The organism is Streptomyces sp. NPDC058145 (assembly GCF_042884245.1).
Classification (GTDB): Bacteria; Actinomycetota; Actinomycetes; order Streptomycetales; family Streptomycetaceae; genus Streptomyces.
Genome location: NZ_JBHVUH010000005.1, coordinates 446312 through 470486, shown reverse-complemented (window position 1 = coordinate 470486; position 24175 = coordinate 446312). Strand labels below are relative to the sequence as shown.

23 protein-coding genes and 1 pseudogene are annotated in these 24175 nt (G+C 72.3%); 11 read left to right on the top strand and 13 right to left on the bottom strand.

Annotated elements, in window-relative coordinates:
* Window positions 1-358: 358 nt before the first annotated feature.
* Window positions 359-666, top strand: a pseudogene (locus tag ACFVVO_RS14595) (zinc ribbon domain-containing protein); the annotation flags it as partial.
* Here ACFVVO_RS14595 and purE read toward each other — a convergent pair.
* The gene (purE, locus tag ACFVVO_RS14590; protein WP_390054828.1) at window positions 581-1108 is read right to left on the bottom strand and encodes a 5-(carboxyamino)imidazole ribonucleotide mutase; all 528 of its coding nucleotides are present in this window, start codon (window positions 1106-1108) and stop codon (window positions 581-583) included. The pseudogene ACFVVO_RS14595 and the gene purE sit on opposite strands and share 86 nt — an antisense overlap.
* The gene (locus tag ACFVVO_RS14585) at window positions 1105-2265 is read right to left on the bottom strand and encodes a 5-(carboxyamino)imidazole ribonucleotide synthase (protein WP_390054826.1); all 1161 of its coding nucleotides are present in this window, start codon (window positions 2263-2265) and stop codon (window positions 1105-1107) included. The genes purE and ACFVVO_RS14585 overlap by 4 nt, the downstream gene beginning before the upstream one ends.
* Window positions 2266-2447: 182 nt before the next feature.
* On the opposite strand from ACFVVO_RS14585, the gene ACFVVO_RS14580 reads away from it, so the two are divergent.
* A complete protein-coding gene (locus tag ACFVVO_RS14580) occupies window positions 2448-2957 on the top strand; it encodes a GtrA family protein (protein ID WP_390054824.1) in 510 nt (169 codons plus the stop codon).
* 44 nt (window positions 2958-3001) lie between these two features.
* Here the strand turns inward: ACFVVO_RS14580 and ACFVVO_RS14575 are convergent, their stop codons facing one another.
* Both ACFVVO_RS14575 and ACFVVO_RS14570 read right to left on the bottom strand, forming a co-directional pair.
* Complete coding sequence (locus ACFVVO_RS14575) at window positions 3002-4273, bottom strand: ATP-binding protein (RefSeq protein ID WP_390054822.1); 1272 nt, start codon at window positions 4271-4273, stop codon at window positions 3002-3004.
* 42 nt (window positions 4274-4315) lie between these two features.
* Window positions 4316-4993 carry a response regulator transcription factor gene (locus ACFVVO_RS14570; protein WP_143631351.1) on the bottom strand — a complete coding sequence of 226 codons (678 nt, stop codon included), beginning with the start codon at window positions 4991-4993 and terminating at the stop codon, window positions 4316-4318.
* A 491-nt stretch (window positions 4994-5484) separates the two neighbouring features.
* On the opposite strand from ACFVVO_RS14570, the gene ACFVVO_RS14565 reads away from it, so the two are divergent.
* Complete coding sequence (locus tag ACFVVO_RS14565) at window positions 5485-7023, top strand: peptide MFS transporter (RefSeq protein WP_390054820.1); 1539 nt, start codon at window positions 5485-5487, stop codon at window positions 7021-7023.
* An 85-nt stretch (window positions 7024-7108) separates the two neighbouring features.
* On the opposite strand, the gene ACFVVO_RS14560 is transcribed toward ACFVVO_RS14565, so the two are convergent.
* The 3 genes from ACFVVO_RS14560 to ACFVVO_RS14550 all read right to left on the bottom strand — a co-directional run bounded on the left by ACFVVO_RS14560 (window position 7109) and on the right by ACFVVO_RS14550 (window position 9115).
* Entirely contained in the window at window positions 7109-7468 is a 360-nt protein-coding gene (locus ACFVVO_RS14560) for a hypothetical protein (protein ID WP_390054818.1), read from the bottom strand.
* A 426-nt stretch (window positions 7469-7894) separates the two neighbouring features.
* Window positions 7895-8455 (bottom strand): ATP-binding protein, encoded by a 561-nt coding sequence (locus ACFVVO_RS14555; protein WP_390054817.1) that lies wholly within the window; start codon window positions 8453-8455, stop codon window positions 7895-7897.
* Window positions 8456-8737: 282 nt separating this feature from the next.
* Window positions 8738-9115: an STAS domain-containing protein gene (locus tag ACFVVO_RS14550; protein ID WP_390054815.1), complete on the bottom strand. Its 378-nt coding sequence runs from the start codon at window positions 9113-9115 to the stop codon at window positions 8738-8740.
* Between the two features lie 248 nt (window positions 9116-9363).
* On the opposite strand from ACFVVO_RS14550, the gene ACFVVO_RS14545 reads away from it, so the two are divergent.
* The gene (locus ACFVVO_RS14545; RefSeq protein WP_390054813.1) at window positions 9364-10257 is read left to right on the top strand and encodes an RNA polymerase sigma factor SigF; all 894 of its coding nucleotides are present in this window, start codon (window positions 9364-9366) and stop codon (window positions 10255-10257) included.
* Window positions 10258-10531: 274 nt separating this feature from the next.
* On the top strand, window positions 10532-12070 hold the full coding sequence (locus ACFVVO_RS14540) for an RICIN domain-containing protein (RefSeq protein WP_390054811.1): 1539 nt from the start codon (window positions 10532-10534) through the stop codon (window positions 12068-12070).
* 22 nt (window positions 12071-12092) lie between these two features.
* On the opposite strand, the gene hutI is transcribed toward ACFVVO_RS14540, so the two are convergent.
* The 4 genes from hutI to hutU all read right to left on the bottom strand — a co-directional run bounded on the left by hutI (window position 12093) and on the right by hutU (window position 17726).
* Window positions 12093-13268 (bottom strand): imidazolonepropionase, encoded by a 1176-nt coding sequence (hutI, locus tag ACFVVO_RS14535; protein ID WP_390054809.1) that lies wholly within the window; start codon window positions 13266-13268, stop codon window positions 12093-12095.
* A gap of 53 nt (window positions 13269-13321) precedes the next feature.
* Window positions 13322-14674, bottom strand: coding sequence for a formimidoylglutamate deiminase (locus ACFVVO_RS14530; RefSeq protein WP_390054807.1), 1353 nt, complete (start codon window positions 14672-14674; stop codon window positions 13322-13324).
* The gene (locus ACFVVO_RS14525; RefSeq protein WP_390054805.1) at window positions 14671-15873 is read right to left on the bottom strand and encodes an allantoate amidohydrolase; all 1203 of its coding nucleotides are present in this window, start codon (window positions 15871-15873) and stop codon (window positions 14671-14673) included. The genes ACFVVO_RS14530 and ACFVVO_RS14525 overlap by 4 nt, the downstream gene beginning before the upstream one ends.
* A 188-nt stretch (window positions 15874-16061) precedes the next feature.
* Window positions 16062-17726: a urocanate hydratase gene (hutU, locus tag ACFVVO_RS14520; RefSeq protein WP_390054803.1), complete on the bottom strand. Its 1665-nt coding sequence runs from the start codon at window positions 17724-17726 to the stop codon at window positions 16062-16064.
* A gap of 138 nt (window positions 17727-17864) precedes the next feature.
* Between hutU and ACFVVO_RS14515 the strand changes: the two genes are divergently transcribed.
* The 5 genes from ACFVVO_RS14515 (at window position 17865) to ACFVVO_RS14495 (ending at window position 21542) form a co-directional block, all read left to right on the top strand.
* A complete protein-coding gene (locus ACFVVO_RS14515; protein WP_390054801.1) occupies window positions 17865-19238 on the top strand; it encodes a diaminopimelate decarboxylase in 1374 nt (457 codons plus the stop codon).
* Window positions 19239-19417: 179 nt separating this feature from the next.
* Complete coding sequence (locus ACFVVO_RS14510; protein ID WP_199210805.1) at window positions 19418-19807, top strand: hypothetical protein; 390 nt, start codon at window positions 19418-19420, stop codon at window positions 19805-19807.
* A complete protein-coding gene (locus ACFVVO_RS14505; protein WP_390054799.1) occupies window positions 19804-20622 on the top strand; it encodes a transcriptional regulator in 819 nt (272 codons plus the stop codon). Before ACFVVO_RS14510 ends, ACFVVO_RS14505 begins: the two co-directional genes overlap by 4 nt.
* A 34-nt stretch (window positions 20623-20656) precedes the next feature.
* Complete coding sequence (locus tag ACFVVO_RS14500; protein WP_390054798.1) at window positions 20657-21157, top strand: roadblock/LC7 domain-containing protein; 501 nt, start codon at window positions 20657-20659, stop codon at window positions 21155-21157.
* Window positions 21158-21167: 10 nt separating this feature from the next.
* Complete coding sequence (locus ACFVVO_RS14495) at window positions 21168-21542, top strand: hypothetical protein (protein WP_199210808.1); 375 nt, start codon at window positions 21168-21170, stop codon at window positions 21540-21542.
* A gap of 212 nt (window positions 21543-21754) precedes the next feature.
* Here the strand turns inward: ACFVVO_RS14495 and ACFVVO_RS14490 are convergent, their stop codons facing one another.
* Together ACFVVO_RS14490 and ACFVVO_RS14485 are read right to left on the bottom strand one after the other, a co-directional pair.
* Window positions 21755-22339, bottom strand: a complete 585-nt coding sequence (locus tag ACFVVO_RS14490; protein ID WP_390054797.1) for a hypothetical protein — start codon at window positions 22337-22339, stop codon at window positions 21755-21757.
* 97 nt (window positions 22340-22436) lie between these two features.
* Window positions 22437-23300 (bottom strand): MurR/RpiR family transcriptional regulator, encoded by an 864-nt coding sequence (locus tag ACFVVO_RS14485; RefSeq protein WP_390054795.1) that lies wholly within the window; start codon window positions 23298-23300, stop codon window positions 22437-22439.
* A 175-nt stretch (window positions 23301-23475) separates the two neighbouring features.
* Here ACFVVO_RS14485 and ACFVVO_RS14480 point away from each other — a divergent pair, with 175 nt between their 5' ends.
* A complete protein-coding gene (locus ACFVVO_RS14480; RefSeq protein ID WP_390054793.1) occupies window positions 23476-23907 on the top strand; it encodes a hypothetical protein in 432 nt (143 codons plus the stop codon).
* The last annotated feature ends 268 nt before the right edge of the window (window positions 23908-24175 follow it).

Genomic DNA, 24175 nt, shown 5'->3' with positions numbered 1-24175 from the left:
ATACCTGTTCCTTACTGGGCCACCGCGCGTCCACACGGGGCCATCGGAGAGAAGCGCCCGGACAGCTTCTCAGGACAGCACGGTCGATGCGAACGCTTGTTCACGCATCCACCTCTTCGGGGAGTGGTCGGGGGAAAGAGGCACAGGCGTACGGTCACCGTACGTACGGTCTCATCCGGCGGTCGGGAAGCCGGCTGCGTTCCAAAGGGGGCGCGGCCATGGGGGATCCGAGGGCGACCGCATCGGTTGGGCCCGTGCGGCCCGGCCCGCCTCGACCGCATGCTCACAGCAGCCAGGGCAGGCAATCCCCGGCTGCGGGAGGGCAGTTCCGTTCCGCGACAACGGATCATCCGCGACTTCGGCAGGTCGGGACGTCCGACTCGTGCATCCCGCGCACACCACCATGGAGTGCGCGCCGTGCGGAGCGAGAACCAAGCACGCGCTTCCTCTTTCGGAACGTACCTGTACCTGCACCACGTGCGGAGCCCTGTCCCCAGGGACAAGAACTCCGCCCGCGTGATGCCGGCTGAGCGATCGAGCGACGTGAGCCAGGAATCCCCCCGCGGTCACGGGGGAGCAGTCAATTCCCGAAGCCGAAGCCGCCGCTGCCCGCGCCCTCGACCTTGGTCCGCAGCCGCTTGCCCTTCTCGGTGGCCTGGTCGTTGAGGTCCTGCTGGAAGTCGCGCATCCTCTGCATCAGATCCTCGTCGTGCGCGGCGAGCATGCGGGCGGCGAGCAGACCGGCGTTGCGGGCACCGGCGACGGAGACGGTGGCGACCGGGACTCCGGCCGGCATCTGCACGATCGACAGCAGGGAGTCCATGCCGTCGAGGTACTTCAGCGGGACGGGGACGCCGATGACCGGCAGCGGGGTGACGGAGGCGAGCATGCCGGGCAGGTGGGCGGCACCGCCGGCGCCGGCGATGATCGCCTTCAGGCCGCGCTCGGCCGCCTGCTCGCCGTACGTGATCATCTCGCGCGGCATGCGGTGCGCGGAGACGACGTCGACCTCGTAGGCGATCTCGAACTCGTCCAGCGCCTTGGCGGCGGCCTCCATGACGGGCCAGTCGGAGTCCGACCCCATGACGATGCCAACAACGGGGCTCATTCGGTGATGGTGCCTCTCAGGTAGCCGGCAGCGTGACGGGCGCGCTCCAGCACGTCGTCCAGGTCGTCGCCGTAGGTGTTGACGTGTCCGACCTTGCGGCCGGGCTTCACGTCCTTGCCATACATGTGGATCTTGAGCTTGGGGTCGCGGGCCATGCAGTGCAAGTACGCGGAGTACATGTCCGGGTAGTCGCCGCCCAGGACGTTGACCATGACGGTCCACGGGGCGCGCGGGCGCGGGTCGCCGAGCGGGAGGTCGAGGACCGCGCGGACGTGGTTGGCGAACTGGCTGGTGACCGCGCCGTCCTGGGTCCAGTGGCCGGAGTTGTGCGGGCGCATCGCGAGTTCGTTGACGAGGATGCGGCCGTCGCGGGTCTGGAACAGCTCGACGGCGAGGTGGCCGAGTACGCCGAGTTCCTTGGCGATGGTCAGGGCCATCTCCTCGGCCCGCAGCGCGAGGTCCTCGTCGAGGTCGGGGGCGGGCGCGATCACGGTGTCGCAGACGCCGTTCACCTGCCGCGACTCGACCACCGGGTAGGCGACGGCCTGGCCGTGCGGGGAGCGTACGACGTTGGCGGCGAGCTCGCGGACGTAGTCGACCTTCTCCTCGGCGAGGACGGGCACGCCCGCGCGGAACGGGTCGGCGGCCTCCTCGACGGAGTCGACGACCCACACGCCCTTGCCGTCGTAACCGCCGCGGACGGTCTTCAGGACGACGGGGAAGCCGTCGCCCCCGGCGCCCTCGGCGAGGCCTTCGCGTGCGAAGGCGGCCACGTCCTGCGGATCGCTCACGATGCGGTGCCGCGGGCACGGGATGCCGATCGCGTCGAGCCTCGCCCGCATCACGCCCTTGTCCTGGGCGTGCACGAGCGCGTCGGGCCCCGGGCGCACGGGGATGCCGTCCGCCTCCAAGGCCCTGAGGTGCTCGGTGGGTACATGTTCGTGATCGAAGGTGATCACGTCGCACCCGCGCGCGAACTCACGCAGCGTGTCCAGATCGCGATAGTCGCCGACGACGACATCGTTCACGACCTGCGCCGCGGAATCCTGAGGGGTGTCACTGAGGAGCTTGAACCTGATGCCCAACGGGATGCCGGCTTCGTGCGTCATACGCGCGAGCTGCCCCCCGCCGACCATGCCGACTACCGGGAACGTCACCCCCCTAGCGTATCGGCCACGCCGACCCGCCCGGCTTACCGGCCTCGCACCCCCTCTTACCCTGGGCTTTCGCGTCTCTTTCCGACCCGTTCCCAAGCTGTGGCCTCGTCCGCAGGCGCCGGGGGTGCGGCCTGGATAGCATGGCTTGGCTGACGAAACCTACGGACGGGAGCTGCACAGCCATGGAACTACGTTCCTCGGGGCTGCAACGGCTCGTACGCGAGTTGGCCAAGTTCGGTGCCGTCGGCGGTGCCGGTGTCCTCGTCAATCTGGGCGTGTTCAACCTGGTCCGGCATGTCTCCGACCTGCCGGTGGTGCGTGCCAGCATCATCGCGACCGTCGTCGCGATCGTCTTCAACTACGTGGGGTTCCGTTACTGGACGTACCGGGACCGCGACAAGAGCGGCCGCACCCGGGAACTCACGCTGTTCCTGCTGTTCAGCGCGATCGGTCTGGTGATCGAGAACGGTCTGCTGTACCTGGCGACCTACGGCTTCGGCTGGGACAGCCCGCTGCAGAGCAACGTCTTCAAGTTCGTGGGCATCGGCGTCGCCACCCTGTTCCGCTTCTGGTCGTACCGCAGCTGGGTCTTCCGTGCCATGCCCGCCCGGGAGGCGGTGGCGGGCGCGGAGTCGATCCTGGCGCGGCAGTCGAAGGGGCCCGCGTCCGAGCCCAGGCAGCGCGTTCCGTAGCCGGTTCCGCGGCGTTGTCGTAGCCGGTTCCGCAGTGGGTCCCGCTAGCGGACCATGGGCCCGGTCTCTTCCGGTTTGCGGGACGGCGGCGTGCGGGACAGGAACAGGCCGAACACCGGCGGCTTGGCCTGGAGCAGCTCCAGGCGGCCCCCGTCGGCCTCCGCGAGGTCGCGGGCCACGGCCAGTCCGATGCCCGTGGAGTTGCGGCCGCTGATGGTGCGCTCGAAGATCCGCGCGCCGAGGTCGGCCGGGACGCCGGGTCCCTCGTCGGTGACCTCCACGACCGCCTGGTTGCCGGTGACCCGGGTGCGCAGGGCGACGGTCCCGCCACCGTGCATGAGGGAGTTCTCGATCAGTGCGGCCAGCACCTGCGCGACCGCGCCGGGGGTGCCGACGGCGTGCAGATGCCGCTTGCCGGAGGAGACGACGGCCCGGCCGGCGCTGCGGTAGGCGGGCCGCCACTCGGCGAGCTGCTGCTGGATGACCTCGTCGAGGTCGAAGGTGACGGCGGAGCCGGTGCGGGGGTCGCGCGCGTTGGTCAGCAGCCGCTGCACCACGTCCGTCAGCCGCTCGACCTGGGTCAGCGCGATCGTCGCCTCGTCCTTCACCGTGTCCGGGTCGTCGGTGAGGGTGATCTCCTCCAGCCGCATGGACAGCGCGGTCAGCGGCGTACGGAGCTGGTGGGAGGCGTCGGCGGCCAGCCGGCGCTCGGCGGTCAGCATGCGCCCGATCCGCTCGGCGGAGGAGTCCAGCACATCGGCGACCCGGTCCAGCTCGGGGACGCCGTACCGCTTGTGCCGCGGGCGCGGGTCGCCGGAGCCGAGGCGTTCGGCGGTCTCGGCGAGGTCGGTCAGCGGGGAGGCGAGGCGGTTGGCCTGACGGACGGCGAGCAGCACGGCGGCGACCACCGCGAGCAGCGCGACCAGCCCGATGATCAGCAGGGTGCGGCCGACCTCGCGGGTGACCGCGGAGCGCGGCTCCTGCACCGTGACCGTCTCGCCTTCCTCGCCCCTCTGGGTGGCGTGGATGACGTCGCCCTCTGGCTTGCTGCCGATCTCGATCGGCGCCCGGCCGGGCACGCTGATGACCGCGTACTGGTCCTTGCTGACCGGGTTGCGCAGGACCTCGGAGTTGACGTTCTCCTCCGCGAGGATGCGGCTGTCCACGATGCTCGCCAGCCGCACCGCCTCGGACTCGACCCGCTCCTGGGCGCTGCTGGTGATGGTCCGCGTCTCCACGATCACCAGGGAGACCCCGAAGACGGCGATCACGACGAGGACGACGGCGAGGGTGGACTGGATGAGACGTCGGCGCATGTCCTGGTTACCTGAAGCGGTGCCGGGCCCCTGGTGGGGGGCTCAGCTCTTTTCGAAGCGGAAGCCGACTCCGCGCACGGTGGCGATGTAGCGCGGGTTCGCCGCGTCGTCGCCGAGCTTCTTGCGCAGCCAGGAGATGTGCATGTCGAGGGTCTTGGTGGACGACCACCAGGTGGTGTCCCAGACCTCGCGCATGAGCTGGTCCCGGGTGACCACGCGCCCGGCGTCCCGCACCAGCACCCGCAGGAGGTCGAACTCCTTCGCGGTGAGCTGGAGTTCCTCCTCGCCCATCCAGGCGCGGTGCGACTCGACGTCGATGCGCACCCCGTGCGTGGCCGGCGGCTGCTGGGGCTCGGCGGCGCCGCGCCGCAGCAGGGCCCGTACCCGGGCGAGCAGTTCGGCGAGCCGGAAGGGCTTGGTGACGTAGTCGTCGGCGCCCGCGTCCAGGCCGACGACGGTGTCCACCTCGTCGGCGCGCGCGGTCAGGATGAGGATCGGCACGGACTGCCCGTCGGCACGCAGCCGGCGGGCGACCTCCAGGCCGTCCATGCCGGGCAGGCCCAGGTCGAGCACGACCAGATCGACACCGCCCTGGATTCCGGCGTCGAGCGCGGTGGGTCCGTCCTCGCGCACCTCGACCTCGTAACCTTCCCGGCGCAGTGCGCGGGCCAGCGGCTCCGAGATGGACGCGTCGTCCTCGGCGAGCAGTACACGGGTCATGAGGTGATGGTAGACCGCCCGCGCTCGGTGCCGGGGTGTGATCGCCTCCCGGGATTCTTACCTTCCCGGACCGGTGGTACGAACCATTGCCTGGGGGATGCGATCGTAGAGGAGACCTTCGAATCAGCTCCCGCGGTTCCCCCGACACCTGTGATCCGTGTCTCAAGTCCTTCCATATCAGGCAGTGTCCTGACGTACAGTGACGTGAACGCCCGTAGCACACCGGGGACCTTTGGCGGGCAGTTGTCGCTGAAGGTCTCTTTTGTGTGCGGGCTGACGAAGATCAGCCCTGAGATGAACGACCTCTGGCCGGGCTCCGGACGCAGTGACGCGTGCGGGGCGTGGATCCCGGTGGTCGCCGTCCGCCGCTCCGCGATCCGGAGCGGACTCCCCCCTGGGCGTGGGGTGGACGGCCGACCTCGCCGGTGCCGGCCCACCCCCCACCGGGCGCGCAACGCTGCACCGCGCGTCCCGACCAGCAAGGAACGACCATGGCGTCCAGCCTGACGAAGGACTCGGTCCGCCCGGGCACCCCCGGGTCCGAGAAGACCTTCTTCGGCCACCCCCGCGGACTGGCCACTCTCTTCATGACCGAGATGTGGGAGCGTTTCTCCTACTACGGCATGAAGGCCCTGCTCACCGTCTACCTGCTCTCCGGCGGCCCCGGTGCCGGCAAGGGCAGCATGGGCGGCGGCCTGGCCATGGACGTGGCCACCACCACGGTGATCGTGTCCGTCTACTCGGCGATGGTGTACCTCCTCGCCATGCCCGGTGGCTGGCTCGGCGACCGTGTCTGGGGCCCGCGCAAGACGGTGGCCATCGCGGCTGTGACGATCATGTCCGGCCACCTCGTGCTGGCCCTGCCCGGCGGTCAGGCGCCGTTCTTCGCCGGTCTGGCGCTGGTCGCGGCCGGTTCGGGTCTGCTCAAGGCCAACATCTCCACGATGGTGGGGCACCTGTACAACGGCCCGGACGACCCGCGCCGTGACGGTGGCTTCACGATCTTCTACATGGGTATCAACGCGGGCGCCTTCTTCGCCCCGCTGGCCATCGGCACCGTCGGCCAGGAGGTCAACTGGCACCTCGGCTTCGGCATGGCCGCGGTCGGCATGGCGATCGGCCTGGCCGCGTTCCTGCTCGGCACCCGCCACCTGAACCCGCAGAGCAGCGTCGTCCCGAAGCCGCTGAGCACCGAGGAGCGGACCTCCTGGCTGCGCAAGGGCCTGACCTGGCTCATCATCGCGGCCGTGTTCTACGGCGTCGTGGGCGTCACCGGCCACTTCACCCTGAACTGGGCGATGATCCCGCTGACCGTCATCGGTCTGATCATCCCGGCCGGTGTGCTGATGCGCATCAAGCGGGACAAGGAGCTGTCGTCCACCGAGCAGTCGAAGATGACCGGCTACATCTGGTTCTTCGTCGCGGCCGCCGTGTTCTGGATGATCTACGACCAGGGCGCGTCCACCGTCCAGGCGTTCGGTGAGGGCAAGGCGGCCGGCTCGCTGCTGGGCTTCGACTTCCCGTCCTCCTGGTACCAGTCGCTGAACCCGCTGTTCATCATGGCGCTGGCCCCGGTCTTCGCCTGGGTCTGGATGTGGCTGAACCGCAAGGACAAGGAGCCCAGCACCATCGTGAAGTTCTCGATGGGTCTGGTCCTGATCGGCGTGTCGTTCTTCTTCTTCCTGATCCCGCTGGGCCTGGCCGCCAACGGCACCGCGGTCAGCCCGATGTGGCTGGTCGGCATCTACTTCATCCAGACCGTCGGTGAGCTGTGCCTGTCGCCGGTGGGTCTGTCGGTGACGACGAAGATGGCCCCGGCCAAGTACGCCAGCCAGATGATGGGCGTGTGGTTCCTCGCGGTCACCGCGGGCGACTCCATCACCAGCCTGCTGTCCAACCCGGCCATCGCCGGGGTCGACCTCGGCGGCACGGGCGCGGTCCTCGGGGAGGCGACCCTCGTGGCGCTCGCCGGATTCGCGGTGTGGATGTACCGCCGTAAGGTCAAGACGCTGATGGGTGACGTGCGCTGACGCACCCCCCTGCGCAAGGGCGGAGGGCCGCCGCACACGATGTGCGGCGGCCCTCCGTCGTTGTCCGGGTCCCGGGATCAGGGGGTCAGGACCTCGTCTCGACCGACCAGGACCGGGTGAAGCTGCTGAAGCCGCACATCACGGTGGACTTCTGACCCGGCTTCACCCAGGGCCCCCACACGTACCACGGGATCTCGTGCGGGGTGCCCCGGCCGCGGACGACGTCGCAGACCAGCTTCACCCGGTGCCGGGTCACCTTCTTGCCCGACGCGGACTTCTTGCACGAGGACGTGGCCTTGGGCCTGCCCAGGTCGAGGTGGACCACAGCCGTGCACTTGTACTTGGCTCCGGCCGCCTCCGCGGTGCCCGCGGCGGCCAGGCCGGTCCCCGTCGCCATGAGGACGGCGGCGAGCGCGCCGCCCGCCACCCTCTTCCCCCAGATCATTTGCTCCTCTTTCCTCCGCCGGGCATCGCAGGCGATGGTCAATCGCTCAACTGCGGATTCGCCCGGCGGGCAGCGTGCCTGTTCGCTTTGCTTGCACGAACGACGGGGACGCTATGCCGTATTTGATCTTGGAGGCAAATCGCCTGGAGTTCTGAGCAAGATCTGAGGTAGGGAGCCCCTGCGCCCGGGGCCGTACGGAAGGACGGCGCGGGGCGCGGAGGAGTGCCCCGCGATGCGCGGCAGCCCGAGGGGGCATGGATGCCTCGGGGGTGTTCGTGAGCGGGTGCGCCCGTGCGCGTGCGCGGCGAGATGGTGCGGCGAGCGGGCTCGCTCGGTGTCCGTGCCGGTGCGCCGACGCGGAACGCGGGCCCGCTCGGGCGGGTGACGCCGGCGGGGCGGGCGGTGGTGTGGGCGCGTTTCGGCGGGTTACGCCGGTGCGCCCAGCTCCGCCCACACGGTCTTGCCGTCGCGGCCGGGGACGCGCAGGACGCCCCAGTCCAGGCAGAGCCGCTGCACGATGAACATGCCGTGGCCGCCGGGGCGGCCGGCGCGGTGCGGGGTGCGGGGGGCCGGCTGGCCGGTGCCCCGGTCGGAGACCTCCAGCCGGATCACCTTGTTGTCGCAGGCGAGGAGCAGCTCGTCCGGGCCCTCGGCGTGCAGACAGGCGTTGGTGACCAGCTCGGACACCACGAGCAGCACGTCCTCGGCGGCGGCACGCTGATCGGCGCCGGCCGCGGGCAGCCAGCCCCAGGCGTGCAACGCCTGGCGGGTGAAGTCACGGGCGAGCGGGACGACGCCGCTCTCGCCGTCCAGGCGCAGCGTGCGTACCTGCCTCCCCCGTCCCGGGGGCGCGCCCTCGGACGGCACGGACGGCGCGGCTGCCCCCGTGGGCGCGCCCGGCTCCGGCGCACCCCCTTCGGACGCCCCGGAAGCGCCGCTGGGCTCCGGGCCGCGGTCGCCCGGCGAGTAAGGCCGGGTGGTGCTCATCAGCGCTTCACCTCACCGATCCACCAGTTCACAGTTCAACATTCCGGCACCGGTCGGTGCCGGGCGGTCCGTACACAGTCCGCCCACGACTCCTCCGTCGTCCGCCCTTCGCACGTACGTGACACCCAGGCCGTTCACCGGTTCCCCGACGGCTCGGCGTGCTCGCGGTCGACGGCTTTCAGGATGACTCCTGCCCGACGGATCCGGCGGAACACCCCCCGTTTGGACATGACCGGTGCCCCGTACAGACATCGGCCGTCCGGGAACGGCGGGAGCACGGGGTCAGTCGGAGTCGTCGGCCAGTGCGGCCTCTACGGAGTCGTGGACGGTGAAGACCGCCTCGGCCCCGGTGATCTCGAACACGCGTGCCACCACCGGGAGCATGCCCGCCAGGTGCACTCCGCCGCCGGCGGCCTCCGCCTTCAGCCGCGCTCCGAGCAGAACGTTCAATCCCGTGGAGTCGCAGAACTCAAGCCGTGAGCAGTCCACCACGAGCCGCGAGAGCCCCTTCTCCAGAAGCTCGTCGAGGGGCTCGCGTAGAAGATCGGCGGTGTGGTGGTCCAGTTCACCCGCAGGTGTAACTACGGCGCTGGGGTCCTCTTCCCGCACCTCCACCAGAAGCCGGCCCGACTGTGCGCTGCCGACCGTCCCGTGGTCCATGCCGTCTCTCTCCCGAGGTCGTGGCCGCTGATGCCCTCGAACATTACGCCTTTCAATCGCACTCCGACACCCGAACAACCTCCCACAATCGGACATATCAACACAGAACGCACTTGCGACCTGCTCGGTGAAGCGGGTAGGGCTAGTAAGGACACACAGCCCTACAAGCCGGCTTCGGAGGCGCCGCACACCGCAGTGCACGCTTTTTGGCTTCGGCAGCCATATGCCGAGAACGATGGAGGACACCCATGTCACCCCGGCTCGACGAATCGCATACCCCGATCGCGGCGTCGACACCCCCACCGGAACTGGATCATCCCATCAATCCCCTCGATGCGATCGAGGGACTCCCGGAGATCCCGCCCTTCGACGAGGTCGGCCCGGTCGACGCCAGGGCGTTGTCCCGGACGCTCTTCGAGCGCCTCGAGTCGCTCGAGGAGGGGACGCCCGACTACTCGTACGTACGCAACACGCTCGTCGAGCTGAACCTCGCGCTGGTCAAGTTCGCCGCCTCCCGCTTCCGCTCCCGCAGCGAGCCGATGGAGGACATCATCCAGGTCGGCACCATCGGCCTGATCAAGGCGATCGACCGCTTCGAGCTCTCCCGCGGTGTGGAGTTCCCCACGTTCGCGATGCCGACCATCATCGGTGAGATCAAGCGCTTCTTCCGCGACACCTCGTGGTCCGTGCGGGTGCCGCGCCGACTCCAGGAACTGCGGCTGGACCTGGCCAAGGCCGGGGACGAACTGGCGCAGAAGCTGGACCGCGCCCCCACGGTGGCGGAACTCGCCGAGCGGCTCGGCATCTCCAACGACGAGGTCGTCGAGGGCATGGCCGCCTCCAACGCCTACACCGCCTCGTCCCTGGACGCCCAGCCCGAGGAGGACGACTCCGAGGGCGCGCTCGCGGACCGCATCGGGTACGAGGACCACGGGCTGGAAGGCATCGAGTACGTCGAGTCGCTGAAGCCCCTGATCGCCGAACTCCCCTCCAGGGACCGGAAGATCCTTTCACTGCGCTTCGTCGCGGGCATGACCCAGTCGGAGATCGGCGAGGAGCTGGGCATCTCCCAGATGCACGTCTCCCGGCTGCTGGCGCGGACGCTGGTGCGGCTGCGCAAGGGGCTGACCGTCGAGGAGTGATCCCTTTGGTGCCGCGTGCCAGGCGGCCCGGCCCACGGCGCCGGGCCGCTTCGCCGTTTCCGGAACGGATCACCCCGAATGGCGGGTACCCGGCGCCCCAGACCTCATGCAGGCCGGCTCATGGGTCGGTCTCAGCGGTCTGTGCGCCTGCGTCATGCGCGAACCGTTACCGGGGTTACCTAGGGAAACGTCTTTCCCGAACCGCGCCGCTCCACCACCATGAGCCCCCAAACCGGCCGGTACGCCGGATAGTTCGGGGGACGGAGGGCACGCGATGGCTCAGGGCGGCGACGGGGCCGAGGCGGACACGGGACTCGCCGAAGCGCCGGACGCGCGGCTGACGGCGCTGCTGCGCACCCCGTCCCCGTCGGCCTACCCGGCCCTTCGGGAACTGCGCCGTCGGCACCACCCCGCGGTCCTCGCCTACGCCCGGCTGTGTGCCGCGAGCGAGTCGGCGGCCCGTCGGCTGGCGGCGGAGACCTTCACCGCGGCGGCCCGCGAGACGGCTCGCGGCCGGGAGCCGAACGTGCCCCTGCGCCACCAGCTCCTGCTGCTCACCGCCCGGCTGGCGGCCGCCTGGGCGGCCGACGAACGCTCCGCGGGTGTCGACGCGGGTCTGTTGCTGGTCCTGAACACCGGCGGCCCGCCCGACGGGCCCACACCACCGCTCCTCCCGGCGTTCCAGACGCTCCCGTCCCGCGCCCAGGGCCTGATCTGGTACGGGGTGCTCGAGGCGGAGCCCGTGGAGCGCACCGCCGCCTGTCTCGGTCTGAGCCGTGTGGACGTGACCCATGACACACCGCAGGCGGTGCAGGCGCTGGCCCAGGCCTGCCTGCGGCACCGCCTGGCCGGCTCGGACGACCCGCGCTGCGCCGACTTCCGCCGTCTGATCGAGGAGGCGGTACGGCCCGACGGCCCCCGCCGCAGCGCCGACCTGGATGCCCACCGGGTTCACTGCCCGCACTGCACGGCCGCCGTCGAGGAGCTGACCGCGCTGCGGGACGCCCCGCGGCAGACCCTGGCGGAGGGCCTGCTCCCCTGGCACGGGACGTCGTACCTCCGTCCCGCCGGCCCGGCTGCCGCGCCCGGCCCGCGTGCCGCCCTCCAGAACCGGCCACCCGGCCGCCGCTACCTGCTGGCGTCGGCGGCGCTGAGCGTGGCCCTGGCCCCCCTGCTGGTCTTCCTGCTCTCCCCGTCCGAGGCCTCCGACCGGCACACGTCGGCGGTGACGCCCACTCCCCCGCCGGTGACGGTGACGGCCACGGTCTCGCTGTCCCCGTCGGCCGCCCCGACGCCCTCGCGCACTGCCGGGTCGCCGTCGCCGTCGCCGAGCAGGACTTCGCACCGCCCGGCCACCTCGCCGCCGCCCAGCCGCGGCACCCCGCCCCCGTCCCCGGCGCCCGCGCCGCCGGGCAGCGCCTTCGCCCAGGTGGTGAACCTGGCCACGGGCCGCTGCCTGGACATCCGGGACGGCGAGCTGTGGAAGGGCAACGACGTCGTCATGGCGCCCTGCGACTCCTCCGCCACCCAGCGCTGGCGGGTCGACGCCGGTCCGGGCGTCCTGCGCTCGGCCGCCGACTCCGACTTCTGCCTGGACAGCCGCGGCTCTACCGACCGGGGCGTGGGCATCTGGGAGTGCGACTCGGTCTACGGCCGCAACGGCCGGAACCTCCGTTTCGGCGTCGACGGCGACGGCACCATCCGCCCGGCGATCGACACCGGCACCGCGGTGACACCGGACGGCGGCGACGGGGTCGTACTGCAGCCGCTGGCCGGCGAGCCGGCGCAGCGGTGGCGGGCCGGGGCCGCCTGACCGGTCGGCGCGGACGCCCGGATCAGACCTCGCGCACGCCGCGCCGCCAGACGCCGGCGACCAGCGGCACGCCCGGCCGGTAGGCCAGGTGCACATGGCTCGGGGCGTCGAGCAGCAGCAGGTCGGCGCGGGACCCCGGGGTGAGGCGGCCGATGTCCGTGCGGCGCAGGGCCGCCGCGCCGCCGGCCGTGGCCGACCAGACCGCCTCGTCCGGGGTCATCCCCATGTCCCGCACCGCGAGCGCGACGCAGAAGGGGACCGAGGAGGTGAACGACGAGCCCGGGTTGCAGTCCGTCGACAGGGCCACGGTGACGCCCGCGTCCAGCAGCCGGCGGGCGTCGGGCCACTCGGCGCGGGTGGAGAACTCGGCGCCGGGCAGCAGGGTGGCGACCGTGTCGCTGTGGGCGAGGGCGTCGACGTCCGCGTCGGTGAGGTGGGTGCAGTGGTCGGCGCTGGCCGCGTCCAGCTCGACGGCGAGCTGGACACCGGGGCCGTAGGAGAGCTGGTTGGCGTGGATCCGGGGGTGCAGGCCCCTGTCCCGGCCCGCGGTGAGGATCGCGCGGGCCTGGTCGCCGTCGAAGGCGCCCTTCTCGCAGAAGACGTCGATCCAGCGGGCGTGCGGCGCGCAGGCGTCCAGCATCTCGCCGGTGACCAGGGCGACGTAGGCCGCCGGGTCGTCGGCGTGTTCGGGGGAGACGATGTGGGCGCCGAGGAACGTCACCTCGTCGGTGTGCCGGGCCGCGATGCGCAGGGCGCGGGCCTCGTCCTCGACGGTGAGGCCGTAGCCCGACTTCGTCTCGAAGGTGGTGGTGCCCTGGCGGAGCGCTTCCCGTAGGTAGCGGGTGAGGTTCGCCTCCAGCTCCGCGTCGGTGGCGGCGCGGGTGGCCGCGACCGTGGTGCGGATGCCGCCCGCCGTGTAGGAGCGGCCCGACATCCGGGCGTTGAACTCCTGGGTGCGGTCACCGGCGAAGACCAGGTGGGAGTGGGAGTCCACGAAGCCCGGCAGCACCGCCCGGCCGCCCGCGTCGACCCGGTTGTCAGTGGCGGGTGCTTTCCTGGATTCACCGGTCCACGTGATGCGGTCGCCGTCGATGACGACGGCCGCGTCCTGGATCAGACCGAGGGACGAGCCGTCACCGAGGGAGGGGTCGTTGGTGACCAGCGTGGCGATGTTGGTGATGACGGTGCTGCTGCTCATGGTGTCCTCGTGGGTGGCCGGTCGGGGGTCGGCGGGCTTCGGCCGCGCGGGCGTCAGCCGCGCAGGGCTTCGATCGCGTCCGCGAGCGCTTTCGGTACGTCCGGCACGAGGGCGTGGACCCCGTCCCGTACGACCTGACGGCCGCCCACGACCGTGTGCCGCACGTCTGCCGCGGTCGCCGCGAATACGGCCGTCTCGGCGCCCAGTCGGGGCAGCGGCCCGGCCGTCCTGACCGAGTCGAGCGCGACCGTCGTCAGGTCGGCGAGCGCGCCCGCCTCGATGGTGCCGGCGTCCTGCCAGCCGAGGGCCGCGTGGCCGTCGGCGGTGGCGGCGCGCAGCAGTGCCGCGGCCGTCCAGTGGCCCCGGGTGCGGGTGCGCAGCCGCTCGTTCAGCTCCATGGCGCGTGCCTCTTCGAACAGGTCGATGACCGCGTGGCTGTCGGAGCCCAGGGAGAGCGGGGAGCCCGCCCGTTGCAGGGCGACGGCCGGGCCGATGCCGTCCGCCAGGTCGCGTTCGGTGGTGGGGCACATGCAGGTGCCGGTGCGCGAGCCGCCGAGCAGCGCGATGTCCTCGCCGGTGAGGTGGGTGTTGTGCACACCGGTGGTGCGCGGCCCGAGGACGCCGTGGTCGGCGAGCAGTTGGGTGGGGGTGCGGCCGTGCGCGGCCTGGCAGGCCGCGTTCTCGGCCGTCTGCTCCGACAGGTGCACATGCAGTGGGGCCCGCCGCTCCTCCGCCCAGCGCGCCACGGTCGCCATCTGGTCCGCGGGCACGGCCCGTACGGAGTGGATCGCCGCCCCGATCCGCGCGTGATCCCGTTCCTTGAGAACTGAACAGCGTTCGGCCCAGGCCTCCGCGCTGCCGTCGGAGAAGCGCAGTTGATGGGCGTCGGGCGGCTCGCCACTGTGCTTGTTCAGGATGCCGGCGGAAAGGTAGGCGGTGTCCAGGAGGGTGATGCGGATACCGGCGTCGGCGGCGGCCGCGATCAGCGCCTCGCCCATGGCGTTGGGCTCGGCGTAGGGGGTGCCGCCGGGCGCGTGGTGCACGTAGTGGAACTCGCCGACGCAGGTGATGCCGGCCAGGGCCATCTCGGCGTACACCGCGCGGGCGAGGGCGTGGTAGGTCTCCGGGGTCAGCCGGTCGGCGACGGAGTACATCACCTCGCGCCAGGTCCAGAAGGTGCCGCTGCCGACCTGGACCGTGCCGCGCAGCGCACGGTGGAAGGCGTGCGAGTGGGCGTTCGCCAGGCCGGGCAGGGTCAGGCCGCGCAGCACCTCGGCGCCGGGCGGCGGGGTGGGCACGCCGGTGCGGACGGCGGTGATCCGGCCGTCCGCGGCCGCCACCACCACTCCGGGCTCGACATGGGTGGCGAGCCAGGCGTGCTCCAGCCAGTAGGTCGCGTCGGTCACGTGCAGGCCAGCCCTTCCAGTACGTCGGCGAGCGCGCGCACCCCGGCCAGGCAGTCGTCCTCGGCCGCGGACTCGGCCGGGGAGTGCGAGACGCCGGTGGGGTTGCGCACGAACAGCATGGCGGTCGGGATGCGCCCGGAGAGGATTCCGGCGTCGTGTCCGGCGCCGGTACCCAGGACGGGCACCTGGATGCCGGTGTCGTTCCCGAGGACGCGGCCGAGTTCGTCGCGCAGCGCGTGGTCGAACCCGACCACCGGGGTGAAGGACTCCCGGACCACGTCCAGGTCGATGCCGTGGGCGTCGGCGTACTCGCGCGCGGCCTTCTCGATGCCGCCGACGACGGTGTCCAGGGTCGCCTGGTCGGCGGCGCGGGAGTCGAGCCAGCCGCGCACCAGGGAGGGGATGGCGTTGACGCCGTTCGGCTCGACGGAGATCTTGCCGAACGTGGCGACGGCACCTGCGAGTTCGGCCTCGCGGCGGGCGGCGAGCACCGTCTCGGCGTACGACAGCATCGGGTCGCGCCGGTCCACCAGGCGGGTGGTGCCCGCGTGGTTGGCCTCGCCGCGGAAGTCGAAGCGCCAGCGGCCGTGCGGCCAGATGGCGCTGGCGATGCCGACCCGGTCGCCGGACAGGTCCAGCGCACGGCCCTGTTCGACGTGGAGTTCCACGAAGGCGCCGATCCGGTCCAGCCGTTCCGGGTCGGCCCCGATGGCCCCGGGGTCGTAGCCGGCGGCCTCCATGGCCCGGGGGAGGGTGACACCGTCCGCGTCGGTGAGGCGGTGGGCCTGCTCGAGGGTCAGCTGTCCGGCGGTGAGCCGGGAGCCGACACAGGCGAGACCGAACCGGGCGCCCTCCTCGTCGCCGAAGTTGACGATGGCGAGGGGCTTGGTGAACCGCGCTCCCCTGGCGCGCAGTTCGTCGAGGGCCGCGAAGGAGGACACGACGCCGAGGGGGCCGTCGAAGGCACCCCCGTCGGGCACCGAGTCCAGGTGCGATCCGGTGACGACGGCGTCCCCGGCGGCCGGGTCGCCCAGCCAGGCCCACTGGTTCCCGTTCCGGTCCACCTCGTAGGCCAGCCCGCGCGTCCCGGCCTGCTCCTCGAACCAGGCCCGGCACTCCCCATCGGCCCCGCTCCAGGCGTACCGCCGGTACCCACCGGAGTCGGGGTGCCGGCCGATGGGCAGCAGCTCCGCCCACATCTCCTGGAAGGAGGGCGCCCGACGAGCGGCGGGCCCGCCAGGCTGTGGGCAATCGCTCCGCAGGGCGAGGGGGGTCCCCCCGGTCGAGCGAAGCCGAGACTGGGGGCGGGTGGGCACAGCCGCAGCCGCACCCGGTGACGGGACATCAGCCCCCACCGGAGACCGGCCGTGCCCGCCTGCTTCCGAACTCACGCCTCGTCACCCTCACGCATCGGCACCCGGACCCCCCGCTCGTCCGCGACGGACTCCGCGATGTCGTAGCCGGCGTCCACGTGCCGGATGACACCCATACCGGGGTCGTTGGTGAGCACCCGCCGGATCTTCTCCCCGCCCAGCTTCGTGCCGTCGGCCACCGTCACCTGGCCGGCGTGGATGGAGCGCCCCATGCCCACGCCGCCACCATGGTGGAGGGACACCCACGACGCGCCGGACGCCACGTTGACCATGGCGTTCAGCAGCGGCCAGTCGGCGATCGCGTCGGAGCCGTCGAGCATGGCCTCGGTCTCGCGGTACGGGGAGGCGACGGAGCCGCAGTCGAGGTGGTCGCGGCCGATGGCCAGCGGAGCGGCCAGCTCGCCGGAGGCCACCATGTCGTTGAAGCGCTCGCCGGCCTTGTCGCGCTCTCCGTAGCCGAGCCAGCAGATGCGCGCGGGCAGGCCCTGGAAGTGGACGCGCTCGCCGGCCATCTTGATCCAGCGGGCCAGGGACTCGTTCTCCGGGAAGAGGTCGAGGAGCGCCTTGTCGGTCTTGGCGATGTCGGCGGGGTCGCCGGACAGGGCCGCCCAGCGGAACGGGCCCTTGCCCTCGCAGAACAGGGGCCGGATGTAGGCGGGGACGAAGCCGGGGAAGGCGAACGCGCGGTCGTACCCGGCGAGCTGGGCCTCGCCGCGGATGGAGTTGCCGTAGTCGAAGACCTCGGCACCGGCGTCCATGAAGCCGACCATGGCCTCCACGTGCTTCGCCATGGACTCACGGGCACGCGTGGTGAAGCCGGCCGGGTCCTTCGCGGCGGCGTCGGCCATGTCCTCGAAGGCGACGCCCACCGGCAGGTACGCCAGCGGGTCGTGGGCGGAGGTCTGGTCGGTGACGATGTCGATCGGCGCGTTCATCGCCAGCAACTGCGGGACCAGCTCGGCCGCGTTGCCGAGGACGCCGATGGACAGCGGGCGGCGGGCGTCGCGGGCCTCGGTGGCCAGCTGGAGCGCGTGGTCGAGGGAGTCGGCCCTCACGTCCAGGTACCGGTGCTCGATGCGGCGCTCGATGGCGCGCGGGTCGCAGTCGACGCAGATGGCGACGCCGTCGTTCATGGTCACGGCGAGGGGCTGGGCGCCGCCCATGCCGCCGAGGCCGGCGGTGAGGGTGATGGTTCCGGCGAGGGTGCCGCCGAACCTCTTCGCGGCGACGGCGGCGAAGGTCTCGTAGGTGCCCTGGAGGATGCCCTGGGTGCCGATGTAGATCCAGGAGCCGGCGGTCATCTGGCCGTACATGGTCAGGCCGAGGGCCTCCAGGCGGCGGAACTCCTCCCAGTTGGCCCAGTCGCCGACGAGGTTGGAGTTGGCGATGAGGACGCGCGGGGCCCACTCGTGGGTCTGCATCACGCCGACCGGGCGGCCGGACTGGACCAGCATGGTCTCGTCCTGCTTGAGCGTCCGCAGCGTGCGCACCATGGCGTCGAAGGAGCGCCAGTCACGGGCGGCCTTGCCCGTGCCGCCGTAGACGACGAGCTTGTCGGGGTGCTCGGCGACCTCGGGGTCGAGGTTGTTCTGCAGCATCCGCAGGGCGGCTTCCTGCTGCCATCCCAGGGTGCTCAGTTCCGTGCCGCGCGGTGCTCGTACGGGGCGGGGTCCCGACATCGTCTGCCTCCTTCTGTTACTACGTCTATTCACATCCTGACCTTCTGAATAGAACTAGTCAACACCTCCCCGCGCCCACACCCGCGCGCACCGGGTGTTTGGCTGGAAGTACACGAAGGCCGACAGGAGGGAGAGGTCGTGGACCACGACACCGACGGCGAGGCCCGGGAGCGGGCCGCCCGGCGCGACGAGGGGGTACGCGGCGCCGTGGAGCGGGGGCTGCTGGGGCCGGACGCGGCCGTGGTGGGACTGCTGGACGTCACCGGCATCCGGGAGACGGCGGCCGCGCTGCGGGCGGCCTTCGACGCGGTCGCGGCGCCGGGGACACCGGTGCTGCACGCCTTCGCGGTGAAGGCGAGCCCGCTGGTGCCGGTGCTGCGGCTGCTGCACGAGGAGGGCATCGGCGCCGAGGTGGCGAGCCCGGGCGAGCTGGCGCTGGCGCGGGCGGCTGGACTGCCGCCGGAGAACACGGTGCTCGACTCCCCCGCCAAGACGCCGGCCGAGCTGCGCGAGGCGCTGGCGCTGGGCGTCGCCGTGAACGCGGACAACCCGCAGGAGCTGGACCGGCTCGACGCGCTGGTCGGACCGGCGACCACCCGGTCGCCGCTCGGCATCCGGGTCAACCCGCAGATCGGCGGCGGCACCATCGGGGCGACCTCGACCGCGACCGAGACCTCGAAGTTCGGGGTGGCGCTGCGCGACGAGGGGGCCCGTGAGTGGGTCGTCCGGGCGTACGCGGACCGGCCGTGGCTGACCCGGCTGCACGCCCACACCGGCTCCCAGGGCATCCCGCTGTCGCTGCTGGCGCGGGGCGTGGCGGAGACGTACGCGCTGGCCGAGGAGATCAACGCGCGGATCGGGCGGCGGCAGATCGACACGCTCGACATCGGCGGCGGGCTGCCGGTCAACTTCGAGGCGGAGGCGACCACGCCGACGTACGCCCAGTACGCGCGCACGCTCAAGGAGGAAGTGCCGGGGCTGTTCGACGGGCGGTACGGGATCGTCACCGAGTTCGGGCGGTCACTGCTGGCCAAGCACGGCACGGTGGTGGCACGGGTGGAGTACACGAAGAGCTCCGGCGGGCGGCGGATCGCGGTGACGCACGCGGGCGTGCAGGTGGCCACGCGAACGGTGTACGCGCCGGGGGCCTGGCCGCTGCGGATCGCCGCGTACGACGCCAAGGGCCGGCCGAAGCCGGGCCCCGAGGTGACGCAGGACGTGGCGGGCCCGGCGTGCTTCTCGGGCGACCTGCTCGCCGAGGGGCGCGCCCTGCCCCTGCTGGAGCAGGGCGACTACGCGGCGGCGCTGGACACGGGCGCGTACTACTTCGCGCACCACTACGCCTACAACTCCCTGGCCCGGCCCGGGATCTACGGTTTCGCGCCGGACGGTTCCGGGGGCGTCGCCTTCGCGACCGTGCGGGAGCCGCAGACGGTGGCGGAGGTCGTGGCCGAGTCCGGAGGGGCGCACGCGTCCGCGCTCACCACCCTGCGCGCATCCGGGAGCCGTTGACACGCCCCCGCGCCTCATCGAACAAATGGATCAACTGGCGGGAAACGGCCGTCAGTTGACCCACCTTAGTACGCCGGACGCACGTTCCAACGGAAAATGCCAAAGCCCTCACTCGCCACGCACACGTTGCGTAGTGTCTCTGTCACTCAACCGGAGTACAGGCGGGGAGGGGAACCGGCGTGCCCGGAATCGACGAGTGCCTACTGGATGCGATGCGGCTGCCCGGTGCCCGGGGAGCCGCGCTGGTGGACTGGACGAGCGGACTGGCCCTGGGATCCGTCGGGGAAGCCCCCGGCGGTGACCACGAGACCACCGCCGCCGAAGCCGCCGAACTGGCCAGGCTGGCCGCCGAGCACGGCGCCTTCACGGCCGGGGACGCCGAGGACGGACGCCCGCCCGTCGAGGACGTGATCATCAGCAACCGCGACAGCTACCACCTGCTGCGGTTCGTGGTCACGTCCTTCGACAGCAGCGTCTTCCTCCACCTGTGGCTGGGTCGCGAGGAGGGCAACCTGGCCCTCGCCCGCATCCGGCTCGGCGAGATGGCCGACCGGCTGGTGCTGGGATGACCATGGTCGGCACACCTCCGCCGCTGCCGGTGCGGGACAGATCGGCCGCGGCCGACCGGACCGCGGGCGCGCTGTCGCCGATGCTCAGACGGCTCGCCGAGGAGCAGGCCACGGGCGTGCTCGTCCGCGAACACGGCACCCTGTACCTCGCCCGGGGCCGTGTCGTGCACGCCGAGAGCCCCCTCGCCCCCGGACTGAACGTGTTGCTCACCGCCCACGGCACCCTCGCGGCGGCCGCGTGGCAGCGGGCGGCAGAGCGGGCCGGCGGCACGGCGGACGCCGCCCGGCTGCTGCTCGACGCCGGGCTGCTGCCCTCGGGCGCGCTGGAACTGTGCCACCTGGACGCGCTGTACGACGCCGGGTACTTCGCCCTCGCGCCGAGCAGCACTCCTGGCCGGTTCCGGTACGACGGCACGCCCCGCATCGGCCCGCTGCCCTCGGTCCCGGTCATCGCGCTGGAACGCGAGACGCTGCGCCGCCGGCTGCTGCTGCACCGGCTGTGGCCGGACCCGGCGGCCGACAGCGCCCCGCTGATCCGCGCCGACCCGGCCGCCGGGACGCACGTCACACCGCGCCGGCGGGCCGTCCTGAACCGGGTGGACGGCGTCCGCACGGCCCCGGAGATCGCCCGTGACCTGGGCAGACAGGCATTCCACACGTTGGTGGACGTACGGCGGCTCGTGGCGGCCGGACTCGTCCGGCCGGCGCCCACGGCACCGGACCCGCCGCCGCTCCCGCCGGCTCCCCCGCTCACGGTCACCGACCCCGACATCGCGCTGCTGAAGAGGCTCAGGGATGCGCTGGAGGCGCTTTGAACGGCACCACCCCGCCGCCGAGAGGAGAGAGCTGATGGTGCCCGAACAGGACCTGGAGACCGTGCTGGACGAGCTGCGCCGACTGCGTACCCGCGTCCCGCAGCTCACCGGCGCCCTCGCGGCCGGCGTCGACGGACTCGTCGTCGCCCACGACACACCCGGCGTCGACCCGGAGGGCCTGGCGGCGCTCACCGCGGCCGCCCTCGGCGTGGCCGTACGGGTCGCCGACGCCACCGGCAACGGCGGCTTCCGGGAGCTGCTGGTACGCGGCGAACACGGCTACGTCGCCACCTACGCGGCCGGCCGCACCGCCGTGCTGACCCTGCTCACCCAGGACCGGGTGAACGTCGGCCGGCTCCACCTGGAGGGCCGCCGGTCCGGCGCCCGCATCGGGGAGCTGCTCGACGCCGCCGAGGCCGCCGCCCGGGCCGCGGCGCCCGCCGCACGGCCCACCAGAACCACACCCGCACGTACTCGCACCGCGCGCGCGCCACGCACCACGGCCACCGAAGCGCGCACCGCAACCGACAACTGAGAGGACCACCATGGCCAACACCGAGACCGCCCTGAAAGAGGCCCTGACCTCCATCGAGGGCGCCACCGGCGTCGCACTCGTCGACTACACCAGCGGCATGGCGCTGGGCACGATGGGCGGCGGCAAGACCTTCGACCTCAACGTGGCCGCCGCGGGCAACACGGACGTGATCCGCGCCAAGATGCGCACGATGGAGATGCTGGGCCTCAAGGCCGAGATCGACGACATCCTGATCACGCTGACGGACCAGTACCACCTGATCCGCCTGCTCAAGGGCCGCGGCGGGAACGGCCTGTTCCTCTACCTCGTCCTGGAGCAGAACCGGGCCAACCTGGCGATGGCCCGGCACCAGCTCAAGAGGATCGAGGAGGAGCTGGAGGTCTAGGGTCTTTCGTTCGGATCACGCCGGATCAGGGAGCGGGGTCTGGTGTCGGGGCACTCCCACGCCTTTCGGGCAGTGAGGCAGCCTCGCAAGGCGGAGGAGGGCGCCATGGCGGAGCCATGGCAACCGACGACAACGCGGCGAGGGGCGGCACCAGGGCCCGCGAGCCCGGCATGATCCACACGAGCGGCCTGAGACCTCCGGGCCGCTCGAGGTCACACCGGTGCCGCGGTACGGCGGCGGGACCCGCCCGGGGTCGCGTCGCCGGCCGCGACGCCCGTGGCGCGCACGCCCTTCACGGCCTTGCCCGCCGGGCCGCCGCCCCGCCGGTCGAGCCAGTCGACCCGCACCCACAGCAGCGTCTCCCAGGCCCCCTCCCGGCGCCCCAGCCGCGCGGCCTTCAGCCTGAGCCCGGTGCCGGCCCCGGCCAGCAGCATGCCCCCGGCCGCGGGCAGCGCGAACGAGCTGCCGAGCGCCACCGCGAACGCCAGCAGCAGCCACCACCGGTGTCCCCGGCGCCAGTTGCGCACGGTCACCGCCCGGTCCTGCAGCACGTCGTACTTGCCCGCCCGGGCGGCCCCGCGGGCGAGGGCGGCGTACCGCTTCCCGCGCACCAGTGCCACGACGGCCGGGGCGACGAGGAACAGCGCGGCCCCCGCCGACACCCCGATCCGGCGCCCGGTCACCCCGGGCGGCAGTACTCCGATACCGGCGGCCATCACCCCGAACCACCACAGCGGTGCGGCACCCGCCCTTACGACGACGGCCACCCGGGCCAGTCCCTGCCCTCCGCGCGCCACGTCGGCCTCCCGTGTCACGTCTGCGTGTCCACCCAGCCCCTGGGTCCTGGCACGAGGCTAACGGCTGAACGTGAGACGAGTCTGAGAGCGCGTCGGGTCACTCCACGAACAGCCCCCGGGCGGCCGCGTGCGCGTCGAACTGCTCCAACCTGGCCTGCGCGTCCGGCAGATCGTCGCACAGCGCCTCCAGCAGCACCCGCCCGAGCAGCATCGGCGCGCACGCGGTGTCGAAGGCGAGCCCGGTGCCGACCGCGGCGGGCAGCAGCAGGTCGGAGTGGCGAGCGACGGGCGCGAACGCGGAGTCGGCGACCGTGACTACCGTCAGGCCCGCCTCCCTGGCGTAGGCGAGGGTGTCGACCACCTCGCGCGGATGCCGCGGCAGCGCGAAGCACAGCAGGGCCGTGGCGCCCGCGCGGACGGCCGCGTCGATACGGTCCTGGATCATCGTGCCGCCCTCGTTGAGCAGCCGGACGTCCGGGTGGACCTTGGCGGCGAAGTACGCGAAGCCGTACGCCTGGGAAGCGGCGGCGCGCAGCCCGAGCACCGGCAGCGGACGCGAGGCCGCCAGGATCCGGCCGGCCTTCTGCACCGGCCGGGGGTCGGCGAGCAGCTCCGCGAGGTGCCTCAGGTTCTCGATCTCGGCCTCTACGGCCTGCTGGTACTCGTTGTACGAGCCGGACCCGGCGGCGGCCTGCTCGGCGGGCACGACCTCGCGCAGATGCCTGCGCAGGGCGGGGTAGCCGTCGAAGCCGAGGGCGACCGCGAACCGGGTCACCGAGGGCTGGCTGACCCCGGCCAGTTCGGCCAGCTCCACGCTGGACAGGAAGGGGACGTCGGCGGCCCGCCGCACCATGCTGTGCGCGATACGGCGCTGGGTCGGCGTGAGCCGGTGCCCCTCGAAGAGCGCCTGCAGACGGGTCGCCGGGGTGTCCGTCACGCCCGTGCTCCGGTCGACGCTCATGCTGTGCTCCCCCTCCGGATGTGAACCCATGGCCTATTCAGACATCTAGAACTCTGCATGAGCCTATACAGCCGGGCAAGGCCCGTCTCGTGATCCGGCCGACCCGGGCCCCCGGCGCCGAAGAGGGGGGTTTACCCCAGTGCGCGGGGCACCGGCGCTCCTTACCGTGAAGCGCATGAGCGCACTGGACTCGCGGGACACGGATCTCAAGAAGGACCTGGACGCCACCGTACGGGCGCGCGGGGAGCTGGGCGAGGAGTACGACTCCGCGCTCGTGGACTCCTTCCTGGAGAAGGTCGAGCAGCGGATCGACGACACGGTGGACCGCCGGGTACGACGGCACCTGGCCGAGCAGCGGATGGCCGACGCGCGTGGCCCCCGGCGGCCCAGGTCGGCCGGCTCGTGGGCGGACCGCTACGGCCTCGCGATCGTGTCGCTGGTGCTGGCCGTCCCGCTGTCCGCGATCTCCGGCGCCCTCGCCGGGATGACCGGGATCGTGGCCACCTGGCTCGGGATCGTCGGTGTGAACGCGGCTCAGGCGGCGCGCCTCAACCGGGAGCTGCTCACCGGCCGGCGCGATTCCGGCCGGCCCGCCCGGGACGACTGAGGCCCGGGGAAAAGCCGAGGCCCGGGGAAGAACCGAGGCTCGTGGAAGAGCTGAGGCCAGTGGAAGACGCGAGGCCGCAGGGAAGAGTTGTGCGCGGGGACCGCCGCACCCCCGTTTCCGGGGGGCGGGACGACGGCGGTCCCCGCGCGGGACGCGGGCCGGGTCAGGACCGGGCTTGCGCGTCCTGGGCGTCCATGGAGGTCCGGGAGCCGCTCCGGAGGTCCTTGGCGCCGCACGGCGCCGGCCGGGGCGGGGAGCCTCCCCCAGT

Excerpts from the sequence above, each read along its gene's own strand:
- purE (WP_390054828.1), bottom strand. The coding sequence starts at position 1,108 with ATGAGCCCCGTTGTTGGCATCGTCATGGGGTCGGACTCCGACTGGCCC.
- ACFVVO_RS14580 (WP_390054824.1), top strand. The coding sequence starts at position 2,448 with ATGGAACTACGTTCCTCGGGGCTGCAACGGCTCGTACGCGAGTTGGCC.
- ACFVVO_RS14575 (WP_390054822.1), bottom strand. The coding sequence starts at position 4,273 with ATGCGCCGACGTCTCATCCAGTCCACCCTCGCCGTCGTCCTCGTCGTG.
- ACFVVO_RS14570 (WP_143631351.1), bottom strand. The coding sequence starts at position 4,993 with ATGACCCGTGTACTGCTCGCCGAGGACGACGCGTCCATCTCGGAGCCG.
- ACFVVO_RS14565 (WP_390054820.1), top strand. The coding sequence starts at position 5,485 with ATGGCGTCCAGCCTGACGAAGGACTCGGTCCGCCCGGGCACCCCCGGG.
- ACFVVO_RS14560 (WP_390054818.1), bottom strand. The coding sequence starts at position 7,468 with ATGATCTGGGGGAAGAGGGTGGCGGGCGGCGCGCTCGCCGCCGTCCTC.
- ACFVVO_RS14555 (WP_390054817.1), bottom strand. The coding sequence starts at position 8,455 with ATGAGCACCACCCGGCCTTACTCGCCGGGCGACCGCGGCCCGGAGCCC.
- ACFVVO_RS14550 (WP_390054815.1), bottom strand. The coding sequence starts at position 9,115 with ATGGACCACGGGACGGTCGGCAGCGCACAGTCGGGCCGGCTTCTGGTG.
- ACFVVO_RS14545 (WP_390054813.1), top strand. The coding sequence starts at position 9,364 with ATGTCACCCCGGCTCGACGAATCGCATACCCCGATCGCGGCGTCGACA.
- ACFVVO_RS14540 (WP_390054811.1), top strand. The coding sequence starts at position 10,532 with ATGGCTCAGGGCGGCGACGGGGCCGAGGCGGACACGGGACTCGCCGAA.
- hutI (WP_390054809.1), bottom strand. The coding sequence starts at position 13,268 with ATGAGCAGCAGCACCGTCATCACCAACATCGCCACGCTGGTCACCAAC.
- ACFVVO_RS14525 (WP_390054805.1), bottom strand. The coding sequence starts at position 15,873 with ATGTGGGCGGAGCTGCTGCCCATCGGCCGGCACCCCGACTCCGGTGGG.
- hutU (WP_390054803.1), bottom strand. The coding sequence starts at position 17,726 with ATGTCGGGACCCCGCCCCGTACGAGCACCGCGCGGCACGGAACTGAGC.
- ACFVVO_RS14505 (WP_390054799.1), top strand. The coding sequence starts at position 19,804 with ATGACCATGGTCGGCACACCTCCGCCGCTGCCGGTGCGGGACAGATCG.
- ACFVVO_RS14500 (WP_390054798.1), top strand. The coding sequence starts at position 20,657 with ATGGTGCCCGAACAGGACCTGGAGACCGTGCTGGACGAGCTGCGCCGA.
- ACFVVO_RS14495 (WP_199210808.1), top strand. The coding sequence starts at position 21,168 with ATGGCCAACACCGAGACCGCCCTGAAAGAGGCCCTGACCTCCATCGAG.
- ACFVVO_RS14485 (WP_390054795.1), bottom strand. The coding sequence starts at position 23,300 with ATGAGCGTCGACCGGAGCACGGGCGTGACGGACACCCCGGCGACCCGT.
- ACFVVO_RS14480 (WP_390054793.1), top strand. The coding sequence starts at position 23,476 with ATGAGCGCACTGGACTCGCGGGACACGGATCTCAAGAAGGACCTGGAC.